Consider the following 12,008-nt stretch of genomic DNA (forward strand, 5'->3'; position numbering starts at 1 on the left):
AGTCCGAGNGGTTTTTTCATCTTCATCAATTGGCAAGCAGCTGCAAGTGATAAAATAAAAATGAGGTGATAAAATGGACGATTTCGAGAAATACTTAAATGAACAATTAAAGAATCCTGAGTTTGCGAAACTTTGGTATGAAGATGAAATTTCATATACAACGACAAAAGATATTAAGCGTGAAAAAAATGAATCTGATCAGACGCATGAAGAACTGGCAGAACGTCAGAAACATAAGGATTAATGCTATTCTGATCTTGAATAAAATAAATAATATATTGAATGGAATATAAGATATTCGTATATGTTTTATTGAAACAACTGTTTTTACTTAAAAGCGATTCAACCCTTTATGTTTGTTCCAGTAAAACAAAGAAAGAATAATATATATGGCATTTCATATATTTTAGTAATTCTTTTGATAGTAATTCTTTTGATAGTACTTAAGCGGTGTATTTCACAAGGTGAAATTCACTTTATGAAGTTTACCTTGTGAAAATAATTTTTGACCGTCTAATATGCGTAACAGACCATTATCAAAACTTGAAAAAAGCAAAATAAAAAGCCGTATTAAACGGCTCCACTTGGAATTAATTGCTGTATAAGTTCTCCAACCGATTGCACAGCGTCTACTGCACTACCAATATTAGATAATGTCTGCGTAATCCTCTCAATAATATGTGGTTTATCTTCTTCCGGAGCTTGTTGAAGTAATACAATATCTTGGAGTACAGACATAATAGCTTCATGTTGTTGCTTACTATTCTCGTTTATTTCTCTTAATAAACTTATGATTTCCGCATTATGGTTCACAATTGGTGCCATTTCTTCAAAAGAAGGAAAATTGTTTTCTTGTGTACTATTAATTTCGGTCAGTTTTTTAGCAGCCTCCATGACAGGTAAATTTTCTTCTAATAATTGAACAGCCATTGTGTAATTTAAAGCAGGGTTTATATAATCTTTCATAGCTTTGATAATAGGCATTTCTTCTATTTGCTTTTCAACTTCATCTTTCTCAGACATTTTTCAACCTCCTATATTCACATCTAAATTGTATGTGCAATTCGCATAACGGGTTATTATCGGTACATACCAAAAACATTTTCAAAGTATTGTAAAATTTCCTTATAATAATTTGCTTTTTCTGGTGAAACATCATTTAAATAAATTACATCGTCACCATAAAATTCTTCTAAAAATTCATATAATCCCACAACTTCATTGCCATTATGTTGCTCAAGTATTGTTGAATTGTATTTGTTGATTTTCGGACGTAATTCATCAAATTTCTCAGTAACAATATTTTTTGAGCGATAGCCATAATTTATTGGATCTGTTTGACCTAATTCTCTTAAAGAAAATACTCTTATTAAAAAATCATATTCACTTTTTGATACATTCTCTTTTAAATTCCTTCTTACTTCACCTTTTATTAATGCCAATAATTCATTTTCAAAATCTTCTCTTTCAGAATTCGCCTTATCTTCAGCTTGTTTTTTCTCTTTTAAATATGTAAAACCAGTATTTAAAAACCAACCTATCGTAGTACAACCTATTCCAAATAAAGCTATTTGCCACTCTGTACTCATAACACACCTCCTGCGACAACCAAAATATACCATTTAAGATTTATAGAGTATATCAAACATCTGATATTTATAACTTATAAGTATATTATTTTTATAATCATCTCTAATACACTTATAATGATAATAGAAACCTAATACATAAAAAGAAGGTGAAAAAATGGAAAATAACTTTAGGGATAGCCTTATAGGTGATTGGGGTTCGGAAGGGTTCAGCGTGGCAAAAATCGTTGAAATGTTAGCTGAAAGAAACATACCAACCGCAAAGAAAACAGTCGCAAAAGTGTTGAAAAATAAGGGTTTTGAGTATGACAAGAAAACTCATTCATGGCATAAACCCATTATTGAAGAAAAAATAATAGTTCCTAATACAAATGAGGGTTCGGCTGTTGAAAAATTGGAAATTGAACAAAACAATTATATTCCTAATACAAATGCACAATTAGTTGAAATGTTGGGGTTCAGCCCAAAAGAATTTAATGTACTTAAAACAATGATTGCGGAACGAATGGACGGAGAAAGTAATTTCGGCAAGAAAAATTTAGTTGAAGAAGTGGCGAAATTAAGAGTTCGTGAACGGAAAAATCGAAGTTATTATATTTCAAAGGAAATTGCGGATAGAGTGGCAGAACTAGCCGAGGAAAATAATCTGAAGATCAGTAATGTAATTGAAGTCGCACTTTTAGATTTTTTATATAACTATTCGGATAAAAAAAATTTATAGGTGCAAAGCATTGATTTAACGGCTTTTATGCCGTTTTTTTGTTGTAAAACAAAATTCATAAGGGTATAATCTTAACTATCAAATACATAAATGAACGAATAAAAAAACGACATCATATGTGATTGAAAGGTATTGGCGTACCAGACAATCATTTTCCCGTATCTCTCGCATACGGTACTCACTTTACATAATCAGTCGTTTAGTAACATTATATCTTGTGTTAGGCAATGCCTAACCGATAGCTTTATTTTAAAGGTTGAAAGCTATTATTTCAAGTATAAAATGTTATTAAACAAGGCTTTGAATGGCAAGTTGTACCCGTATAGGTACGATTTGTCATTTTTTTATTCTCAAAAGGAGAGAATGAACAATGCTTACATACAATTACAAGCCGGAATTTTTTAAACAATTATCAAACTTCAAAGACGTGAAAGAATTTAATACAAACTATGAAATGTTTTTAGCGGACCACGCCAACAAGTTCACTAAATCAGAATTAAACTTCTTACGTGTATATAAACGTTACGCTGCTAAAGTTGTAGGCGTTGTTACTGCAAAAATCAAAACTGTTGTAGACGCTGCACTTAATCAGTATAAAATTAAAACTTCTGTTCGTACTGCTAAACGTGCATTAAAGAAAGCTGTTGAAATTGGCCTTGTTACATTACATGAAACAAAGTCTGCTAAAACAGGTTTAAAAGCACCGAACATTGCACAATTCAATAAATACAATTTTGGCACCACGTTGAAAAATGAAGAATCGCATGAAATCAACGTTGAGGAAACAAAAGAAAATACAATTTTGGCACCACATAAAACGAACTTAACTAAAGCGAGTATTAATAAATATTATATACGTAAAGGCGTGGAAGGTTTTAAATCAATCGCTGTTAAAATGACAGTGAAAAAAGATAATGCACCTAAAGCCGAATTACTTACACAACCAGTAAAACCTAAAGAATCATTCAAGCCATTACGTTTCATTTCACGTTTGAAAGACGTTGTATACAATTCACTTATGAACACAAAAGATGATGTGCAAGCCATTAAAGAAATCGTATTCGGTAATGTTTATAGCTTAACTAAATTTCCTATGTACAAACCTATGACCGATTCATTACTTGAAAAAGCATTACGAATTGTTGAAATGACGTTACAAGCACATAAATTAGGTGCTTTAAAACACATTAAATCAATGCGTGGCTTTATTGATTCACGTATTAAAGCCGAATTACAAGCCGTTACAGAAAAAGAAGTTGAAAAGGTTATGGAAAACTTTGTACCGGAAACAGCCGAAGTCGTTGTAGAGATGTATTCAAAAGCACTTGAATCACGCAAAGTACCTCTATACGATTGGTTAAATGAATAAGATCAGGAGATTAAAGAACTGGCTAGATTTCAATACAATTTAAAAACATTTAGTAACGGAAAATTTTATTTTCATGTTTACTTTTTTTCGGATTGGTATATAACTGCATTGTTAAATAAGTTTCATGTTGTTAAGCAAAAAAAATTCCCTATCCGATGTACTGGATAGGGTTATTTTATATATTCAAATGGTCAACTTCACGCATTGCATTTTCAGTTGCCTTTAATAACGCTGTATTGCGTTTCTGAATTGCGATATTACTCATTAGAGTTAAATACCTTTGATAATTCAATTTCGCTTGTAACGTGTCAGAAATGCCCAAAATGAACATTAGAGGATTGCTTACAAAAATTGCCGGGTTTGATAATAAAAATTTTAACTGCTGCGTATCATTCATGTCCTTCATTTTCTTTAAAATTTCGTTCATGTTAAATACCGCCAAGATCAGTTAATATACCATCAAAATCTGAATTTGAAATGGTAATAGCGTTCATGTTTGTTTGTGTTTCAACGAGTAAAGTGTTTCGTTGTGCCGGTGAAAGTTGAAGTGCTGTTAATTGCTTTTCAAGCGTATTATTCAAGCCATTACGTGAAGCAATATGTTTTAATTTCTCATTGTATTCGGTGTTATCGTCAAATTTTGCAATGTCACGATTTAATTTTTCAATCAGATACATTGTATTTGCTACTTCAACAAGTCCGAAAATATCAATGTTTGTAAGGTGTACGGTGTTTAAATCTTCAATTGCCGTTGCCAGTGCTTGATAATAGCGTGAATCAAACAAGAAAAAGCCTTTTGTATCGTGTAAATCTGTTTTGATTTGCGATAATTTTTCATTGAGTTGTGCTTCACGTTCGGCCTTTTCTTTGGCACGTGTAACATTCTTATCCATGTGTATTAATTTATTGTTTGCCATGTGTATGCTCCTTTTTGCTTTTTCAAACGGTAAAATGCGTGTGCGTTTAGTGGCGGTATGCTATCGTGTAACCTTCACTATTTTTCTAGGATTGCACTGGGCTACCCTTTACGTTTAATAATCACCGTATCAAATTTTTTACGTTGAAGATCAGATTCAATTTGTACGATTTGATATGTTACGCCATTTAATAATGCTGTCATTGTGTTATCAATTTTGTTTGTATGTCTTATAACAAGCGCATTTGTGCTTTCTAGTATCGTGCCAACACTTGCAGTAATATCCTTCAATGTCTGTTGCTTCACATAACACCAACAACTTAATACAGTTTCATTTACTGTTGTTGTTTCTGCGTCACCGTATTCATCATAAATTGTCTGTTTAGAAATCTTCTGAAATTCTACACGATTATTCATCATTCCGATTGTCATTGGCATTATGCTTCACCTAAAAAACTTCTGTGTGGCAATAATAAACCACTAAATGAATATAATTGTTCATGTGCTTGTGATTCACTTTGAATTGTCCGATTTTCATACCATTGAGCAATTAAATTAAGTGCTGCAATAACAAATTCAGTTGGCACTTCCTCGAAATCATCATATGAACGATTAATAAACGATTGTACATAGTTCTTGGCACTCTCAATCATTAGAACAAGCAATTTATCGTCAAGATCGTGGTCGATTCTTAAATAATTTTTGACGGTTGATATATCTAATTCTGTAATTGTCATATTATTTCTCCTTCAATGTTGTAGTGATGAACATATATGAAATGTGTTGTACATTTTCTTTTTCGAGTTCTCTATTCACTAGATACATAATTTCATTCTTATTGTCGTGTAGTTGTGCATATAGCAATACATAAGCCTTTGCCAACATTTTTCTGTATAGATTTGCGTTCATTGTGTCCTTGCATGATTTAATTGCGCCAATCATATTATTTAATTTTAAATACATATTTATCTGTCCTATTCAATTGTTGTTTAGTTATTTGGTGCTTTAACATGTCATGGTTAGACCGTTAAAACAAATAAAAAAAGGATAGCCGAACTTAATCGACTACCCTTGATATAAAAGGCTATTGACTAGCCTTGTGTTACTTTTAATTTGACGAACGCTTCAACGTTTGTTACTGCGCCATCTGCGTAAATATCATAGATGTGAAGAACAGACGCACGTAATGCTTGTTGACTATCATTAATGATTTGTAATTGTTGTTCGTCTTTTAACATGATTGTATAGCCATCTGCGAATGAACCGAATACAATTGGTGTGCCTTCTGGCATGTTTGGAGATACAACAACTTCATAACCGAATAATGTTTCTGTAAGTTTTCCGTTTGTAACACCATTGGCCATGATATAATCACCGTTACCGTTTTTCATTAATGCTACTTCGTCATGTGTTTCTTTATCCATTACGAACATTGCATTTTGACGGTATACAGAAGGGATTTTTAAAGTTAATTTAAGTAATTCGTCTACTGTAATTGCTGCAACTTCTACTTCTTCAACGTTTGCTGCAACTGTTACACCTTCAAATTCAGTTGTACCATTACCAGCGATAATTGCTTTTTCTAAACCTTGTGCGATTGAGCGAGCAAGTTTGTTTTCAACGAATGTATTTAAGTCTGCTTTTGAATCGTTTAATAATTGGTTAGATAAAGATAATGCTGTTGCTAAACGTTTTTGTGTAAGTGTTTTTGAAGTTGTTGCAAGTTGTTGTTCAATAGCGTTTGAACCTTCCACAACGAATGAAGCAATGTTATTTGCATTTTCAACGGCTACTTGTAATTGACCATTTTCAGATTTAATTTTTGTTGCTTTGTCAAAGACGTTTGAAATTTCCACAACTTTTTCAATGATTTTATCGCTTACTTCGGTAGGAATGACTGCTGCGTTTGCTGCTGTTGTGCTTAAATCACGAGTTTCGCCTTTTAAGATATTTGATAATGTGTTTTCACGTGTTTTTTGAATTAATTCCATAGTTTCCATAGTTGGTTGTACTTCCTTTTCAATTTCAATTTTTGTTGGTACTTCGATAGAACGTTTTTCCGGTTCTACTTCACTTTGTTTGTAAGCTGGCTCTGGTACGATACTGATCTCGCTTAAACTCATTTTTTTGATTTTGCGTTGATACATACCGTCAACTTGTTCCCATTCATCTTCTAAAGTTGTAAAGCCGAATGATAAACCGCCGGCCAGTTGCTTTTTAACAAGTTCAAATGCGTCTTTACCGTCTGTTGTATCAACGAGAACGGCTTGCATTTTAACTTCGCCATCTTCTTCGAACACTTTTAAAGTGCCTGTTTTGGTATCTGCAAGAACTTTGCTAGTATCGTGTGCATATAACAAACGAATGTTTTCTGCATTTTCGATTGCGTCACTAAAGACACCTTTAAGCACCATTTCAACGAATGGCTTGCCTTTTGCGTCTAGCATTACTTCGCTTTTCTCATTCGGCTTGTTTACGACACCGGCAACTTTCATTGCTTGTTCATCATCTGCAACGGCATTTGTTGTTGCTTGCATTTCTCGAATTTCAATCAAGCTAAAACTTTCCCTTCTTCAATTGGTTCAAGATCTGAATCAATTTCATTTGTATCTTTTTTATGTGAATCTGAATCTTTAACAGTTTCAATTGAATCTGTATTAGTTTCAGTATTTGTTGTAGTTTCAATTTGCATATTTAAGTTAAGGATTGTGCCATCTTCATAGCGGTAAATCATACCTTGTGAATCTTTATAAAAGTCTTTTGAATCATCAAAAGCTAATTCAAGATTTGCTCGTACTTCGTTACGACTAATAACGCCTTTTTCAAATAGCATTGTGGCCAGTTGTGCTTGTTCTTCATTAGTACCTCGAAGTAATTCTTGTGTATTAAATCGGAACTCGAAACCTTGATTTTCTTCATATTCGTAAAGCATAGCTGCGTTCAATGTTTCTTCAATGATTTTCAATAATGGACTGATCGTTGTCTGTAAGAACAAAAGGTTATGTGCTGAAATACTATTGTATTTATTCGCAGACTCCTCAAGCATTGATAACGGAATATTGAACAGTTTTGCAATGTCCGAATTGATACGACTATTTGACTTATCAAGTCCGAGTTCATCGGGTTTTAAAGATAAAGTTTGATAATCAAGACCTTCTTCTAAAATGATAGTCTTACCGGCTTTATTTGAACCGGAATAAAGGTTTTGAAAACTTGTTCGTAAATGTTGAATCGCTTTTTCTGTAAGTCTAGTGCTTGCTTTCAGTAGCCCCATTGGCATAACGCCGTTTTTAAAGATGTTTTTACTATAAGACTGTTGATTTAAAGCCATTTCTAGCGTTTCTGCACCATCATATAAAATGCCTTTTGTGCCATTTGTAAAATGAATGATTTCTTTTTCATCAAACAAATGTGAACCTTTGGAGTTCGTGAAAATATATTCGGAACGTGCAATGGTTACGTTATCTTCTGTATAGAATTTCACTTGCATATTTTTGGCTTCAAGTGCGTGTAAATCTGTACCTTTGCGATACAAATACGCATGACCATAAAGCAATAAATCTTTCACGATTTCCTTTTTCATTGAATATGCCGTTAAATACCTGTTTGCACGTTTATTTAAAATGTTCAAACGTGTATCATTTTCAATAATTTCAACGTTGTTGAAAGGCTTTTTCGCCATTAATTGCAACGGTAATTGAGCGATTGAATTTGTAATAACTTCAACTGCATTTTTAAAAATTGGAATCATCATTGCTTGTGATTCGGAAACACTGGCAACATGATTGTTTACTTCAATCGTTGCACTAAAAACAGTTTCTTCATCATCATTGGAGCCTAATTTTTTAGTGTTCTTTCGTGTGAAAAATGCCAATTTGTTTTGCTCTCCTTTCATAAAGATTTCTATATTCAGTTGTGTTGGTGCTTATCCAATCAATTTCTGATCTTCAAAACATATAAAAACACCGACAAAATTAATTGCCGGTGTTGGAAGAAACATATATTTGCTAAAATATATTAAAAATAGGCGTTCATTCTCACATGGTTAGTGATTCAGAACATAAGAAGTGACGTGTTGGAAAATACACGCCACTTTGAAAGAATAATTATTTACACTTTGAATTAAAGAATTGTTGTTAAGAATGGAGGTTTTCTCATTCTGTCCTCCTCAAATTAATCTCACATGAAAAAAATATAGAAATTCGTAAAGTAATAAAAATATTTAATATTCTTATTACCCCTACACTACTTACGTCTACAACTACCCCACCTTGTACCCTAAATTATCAGAAAATTTAATATTTTTATTCATTTTTCGTTTGATAATCCATAGAGTTTCTTTTATACCGTTTGTTGTTTGGCGTTTAGTCACAAAATCAAATTTATCCTTCATCTTTTCTTTCATCACTTTGATTCCAATACCTAATGTATCTTTTACAAGTAGTTGCATATCCTTGTCCAGTACCATTTCATTATCATTGCCCAATAAGTCATTTAAGACTTCTTCAATCGGCAATACATCGTATTTATCAATTGGTTTTATTGTTGCACTCGGAAACAATTCCGCTAACTTCAATTCATAAAATTTAATTAGATTATTTTCGTCCGTTTCATCTTTGAAGTTTTCCATTTCTTCAATGATTGAATTTTGCATTTGAAGATATGCAATTTCAAAATCATATCTGATAATGGACGGAACGATTTCAATACCTTCTAAAAGGCTTTTACGTGCCGTTAGGAGTTCTTCAAGGCGTTTATCGTTCATTTCCTTTGCATTGCGTAAAATATTCTTATGTGGCGTTTTAAATAGCATTTTGACAGTGTTATTTTTATTCCCTTCAAACTTTCTAAGTCGTGCTGCACTTTGAATAAGGCCAGTGTAATCAATACATAGTTGGAACGTTACAACGCTATCTCCAACTATGTTAAAATTCACACCAGTTTCATTTGTTGAGGTAGTTGCTAGAAAGTTTACAAATACATTCTGATCTTGGTCTGTACTTGCGATTTTTTTCGTAACATCATTGTTTGTGCGCTTATCAATTACGGCTGTTGTATAGCCTTGATTTTCATATTTTGTAGCCAGTTTTTGATTATGATTTTTATTATCTTCAAAATGAATGACTGTATTGTTTCGTAAGAAATTTTCTTCTGCTTGCTCAAATGTTTTTGTTTCTTTTGCAATATAAATTTCATCAATGTTTTGAGCCGTATATGGTCGCATATCGAGCGTTTTAAAAGGTTTGTGTACTAAATGTGCAATTGCTTTGAAAGGCTCCGGTGTAGCTGTGAAATAAATCTTTTGAGCATTATTACGTTGAATCTTTTCAAATGAGATATAAGTTTCTTTAGTCCATGCGTCAGATACGAAATACTGACATTCATCGCATAAAATCACATCATATTCAGTCAAATACATTTCATCTTTTGAAAATAAATCTTCTTGCTGCATTTTTTGATAACTGATAATAGATAGGTTCTCGTGTTTATCTTCATAATCTTGAGCAAATTGTGCTTTCATTGATTTGCGATTGTAGCAATATAATACGTTCAAGCCTTTCTCTTTAGCTTGTTGCACGAATTGTTCAAGTAATAAATAAGTCTTGCCGGCACCGGCATTTGCAATAAGTAGTACGTCCATACGTTGTTCAATCCATTCTTTTAATTTTTCTGTTGTTATAAGATTTGTTAAATATTCCATGTTGTTAAGTCCTTCTTTCATAAGTTTCAAGGACTTTATATACATGAAAAATAAAATATCAACGTGAAAGACTAAAAATAAGAAAAATAAATAGCGATTAGTTTATAGAAGGATTGGAACGTCACTTTTTATGCGTGAGTACGTGGCGAAAAATAAAAATAACATTTGTGTTTAACGAAGAAAATTGAAATTGTGAAACAAAATCATTCACTATCGTGAAGTGATTTCATTTCAAATTTAATTTTTCTTTTAAACACTATAGTAGTATGGTGTTTTTTTAAAAGACAAAAATTATAAATATATGATTGCCGTAGGCTTATATTTTGAAAAAAAAGTGTCCTATTCATGCCGTTACAGCACTAAATTTACATAAAATAACGTCAAAAATAGTCAGAATATTCAAACGGAGCAACGTGCAACACTTTAATATAGGTGGTTAATTGAAGGGAATGTACTTATATAGGTTATGTTGCCACAATTTCATGTGTATCAATATTTTGTGGCTTATGATTTCCACAAAATTTTTAAATTTGCCACGTTTTTTTGTTTAGTTTTGTTCTGCTTGGTATATAACGGACGTACAAAGAGAAAAGGAGCAACTAAACAACATGACATTACTAGAAATAATTGAATCACGACTAAAAGAGCAAGATCAGATTACTTTAACCCCAAAGGACATTAAAGCATTTCGCCATGATTTGAAGCAATTGAGATTAGATAAGAAAAACCCGAGCCGTCTTGCCGGTTTATCTCGTATCAAAAAAGAAATAAAGTCAAAACAATTACCCTTTACAATTCAATCTGAACCAAAATATGTGCATGGAGAACGTGTCACCGTATGGATAATTAAACGACAACAAAAAAATGTGGCTACATTACAAAATACTGTTGCACCTATACAAAAAAATGTGGATATAACACATAATTTTGTGGGCATTGAGTATTTAAGTGGCAAGGAATTATATGAAATGATTGATACGCAAATGCCTTATGACTGTTGGCTTCAAGAAACAATCACACGTTTACAAGATGAATTAAATCAATATCAACATGAACAAGAAATAAATCAATCACTGGCAAATATCGCACGTTGGAAGGAAATGTACGAACCGGAACCAGTGCAAGAAGAAATCGAACCGGAAAATAAATGTTATGATACGCAAAATCTTACAGATGATGTTTTTGAATCTATGAATATGGTTAAATTTATTGATAATATACTTATTGAAAGTCCGGAATTAAAGAATCATTTTTATAAATTCGGTTCAAATTATTCTATGTATCAGATTGGCTATGATGAATTTATAAAACGTTGGAACGCAAGCACTCATTAGGGTGCTTTTTCTTTTGGTTAAATGACTGCTGCAAGTTTGAGTAACGGAATTTTTTGTCCGCAACTGTAAGCTATTACTAAAAATTTAGTAACAGCATGACGTGTACTTTTTGTCTGCGTCATTCCACAAGATCAGACGCATTAAAATTCTAGTTTTAATACTTCATAAAGTCCATCTTCGGTTAAGAACCATGTGCCATTCCCACCAGTTCTATTTTCAAGGTAAGTATTATTTACTTTGACTTTTTCATCTTCATCAACGTTGTTTAACATCATAGTTACTTTACTATGTTCAATCTATTCTGCAACATCTTTTGCAATTGGTTTACGTGATTGCATTAATACTTCATATAATCCATCTTCAGTTAAAAATATTTTA

General features: G+C 32.2%; 13 protein-coding genes. 4 read left to right on the top strand and 9 right to left on the bottom strand.

The features are described from left to right. Positions 1–73 precede the first annotated feature (73 nt). Positions 74–244, top strand: coding sequence for a hypothetical protein (locus KMHG_RS19205; protein WP_154647386.1), 171 nt, complete (start codon positions 74–76; stop codon positions 242–244). 326 nt (positions 245–570) lie between these two features. Here KMHG_RS19205 and KMHG_RS16750 read toward each other — a convergent pair whose 3' ends face one another. Together KMHG_RS16750 and KMHG_RS16755 are read right to left on the bottom strand one after the other, a co-directional pair. Further along, positions 571–1,023: a hypothetical protein gene (locus tag KMHG_RS16750; protein WP_010291332.1), complete on the bottom strand. Its 453-nt coding sequence runs from the start codon at positions 1,021–1,023 to the stop codon at positions 571–573. Positions 1,024–1,079: 56 nt separating this feature from the next. Beyond that, positions 1,080–1,589, bottom strand: a complete 510-nt coding sequence (locus KMHG_RS16755; protein ID WP_010291333.1) for a hypothetical protein — start codon at positions 1,587–1,589, stop codon at positions 1,080–1,082. Positions 1,590–1,746: 157 nt separating this feature from the next. Here KMHG_RS16755 and KMHG_RS16760 point away from each other — a divergent pair, with 157 nt between their 5' ends. Continuing rightward, positions 1,747–2,310: a hypothetical protein gene (locus KMHG_RS16760; RefSeq protein ID WP_010291334.1), complete on the top strand. Its 564-nt coding sequence runs from the start codon at positions 1,747–1,749 to the stop codon at positions 2,308–2,310. A 370-nt stretch (positions 2,311–2,680) separates the two neighbouring features. Then, positions 2,681–3,679, top strand: a complete 999-nt coding sequence (locus KMHG_RS18555) for a hypothetical protein (RefSeq protein ID WP_010291336.1) — start codon at positions 2,681–2,683, stop codon at positions 3,677–3,679. A gap of 175 nt (positions 3,680–3,854) precedes the next feature. Here KMHG_RS18555 and KMHG_RS16770 read toward each other — a convergent pair whose 3' ends face one another. The 7 genes from KMHG_RS16770 to KMHG_RS16805 form a co-directional block, all read right to left on the bottom strand. After that, positions 3,855–4,106, bottom strand: coding sequence for a hypothetical protein (locus KMHG_RS16770; protein ID WP_010291337.1), 252 nt, complete (start codon positions 4,104–4,106; stop codon positions 3,855–3,857). Between the two features lies 1 nt (position 4,107). Next, positions 4,108–4,596 carry a hypothetical protein gene (locus KMHG_RS16775; RefSeq protein WP_010291338.1) on the bottom strand — a complete coding sequence of 163 codons (489 nt, stop codon included), beginning with the start codon at positions 4,594–4,596 and terminating at the stop codon, positions 4,108–4,110. 101 nt (positions 4,597–4,697) lie between these two features. Further along, positions 4,698–5,033, bottom strand: a complete 336-nt coding sequence (locus KMHG_RS16780; protein WP_010291344.1) for a phage head closure protein — start codon at positions 5,031–5,033, stop codon at positions 4,698–4,700. Further along, positions 5,033–5,332, bottom strand: a complete 300-nt coding sequence (locus KMHG_RS16785; protein WP_010291347.1) for a head-tail connector protein — start codon at positions 5,330–5,332, stop codon at positions 5,033–5,035. The genes KMHG_RS16780 and KMHG_RS16785 overlap by 1 nt, the downstream gene beginning before the upstream one ends. A 354-nt stretch (positions 5,333–5,686) precedes the next feature. Next, positions 5,687–7,150 (bottom strand): phage major capsid protein, encoded by a 1,464-nt coding sequence (locus KMHG_RS16795; RefSeq protein ID WP_010291349.1) that lies wholly within the window; start codon positions 7,148–7,150, stop codon positions 5,687–5,689. Continuing rightward, positions 7,147–8,469, bottom strand: coding sequence for a phage portal protein (locus KMHG_RS16800; protein WP_010291350.1), 1,323 nt, complete (start codon positions 8,467–8,469; stop codon positions 7,147–7,149). The genes KMHG_RS16795 and KMHG_RS16800 overlap by 4 nt, the downstream gene beginning before the upstream one ends. Before the next feature lie 387 nt (positions 8,470–8,856). Further along, complete coding sequence (locus tag KMHG_RS16805) at positions 8,857–10,296, bottom strand: DEAD/DEAH box helicase family protein (RefSeq protein ID WP_010291354.1); 1,440 nt, start codon at positions 10,294–10,296, stop codon at positions 8,857–8,859. A gap of 608 nt (positions 10,297–10,904) precedes the next feature. On the opposite strand from KMHG_RS16805, the gene KMHG_RS16810 reads away from it, so the two are divergent. After that, positions 10,905–11,630: a hypothetical protein gene (locus tag KMHG_RS16810; RefSeq protein WP_010291356.1), complete on the top strand. Its 726-nt coding sequence runs from the start codon at positions 10,905–10,907 to the stop codon at positions 11,628–11,630. The last annotated feature ends 378 nt before the right edge of the window (positions 11,631–12,008 follow it).

Source organism: Kurthia massiliensis (assembly GCF_000285555.1).
In the GTDB taxonomy this organism is placed as follows: domain Bacteria; phylum Bacillota; class Bacilli; order Bacillales_A; family Planococcaceae; genus Kurthia; species Kurthia massiliensis.

What these genes read in the sequence shown, in the direction of transcription:
- KMHG_RS19205 (WP_154647386.1), top strand. Translation starts at nt 74, where the DNA reads ATGGACGATTTCGAGAAATACTTAAATGAACAATTAAAGAATCCTGAG.
- KMHG_RS16750 (WP_010291332.1), bottom strand. Translation starts at nt 1,023, where the DNA reads ATGTCTGAGAAAGATGAAGTTGAAAAGCAAATAGAAGAAATGCCTATT.
- KMHG_RS16755 (WP_010291333.1), bottom strand. Translation starts at nt 1,589, where the DNA reads ATGAGTACAGAGTGGCAAATAGCTTTATTTGGAATAGGTTGTACTACG.
- KMHG_RS16760 (WP_010291334.1), top strand. Translation starts at nt 1,747, where the DNA reads ATGGAAAATAACTTTAGGGATAGCCTTATAGGTGATTGGGGTTCGGAA.
- KMHG_RS18555 (WP_010291336.1), top strand. Translation starts at nt 2,681, where the DNA reads ATGCTTACATACAATTACAAGCCGGAATTTTTTAAACAATTATCAAAC.
- KMHG_RS16770 (WP_010291337.1), bottom strand. Translation starts at nt 4,106, where the DNA reads ATGAACGAAATTTTAAAGAAAATGAAGGACATGAATGATACGCAGCAG.
- KMHG_RS16775 (WP_010291338.1), bottom strand. Translation starts at nt 4,596, where the DNA reads ATGGCAAACAATAAATTAATACACATGGATAAGAATGTTACACGTGCC.
- KMHG_RS16780 (WP_010291344.1), bottom strand. Translation starts at nt 5,033, where the DNA reads ATGCCAATGACAATCGGAATGATGAATAATCGTGTAGAATTTCAGAAG.
- KMHG_RS16785 (WP_010291347.1), bottom strand. Translation starts at nt 5,332, where the DNA reads ATGACAATTACAGAATTAGATATATCAACCGTCAAAAATTATTTAAGA.
- KMHG_RS16805 (WP_010291354.1), bottom strand. Translation starts at nt 10,296, where the DNA reads ATGGAATATTTAACAAATCTTATAACAACAGAAAAATTAAAAGAATGG.
- KMHG_RS16810 (WP_010291356.1), top strand. Translation starts at nt 10,905, where the DNA reads ATGACATTACTAGAAATAATTGAATCACGACTAAAAGAGCAAGATCAG.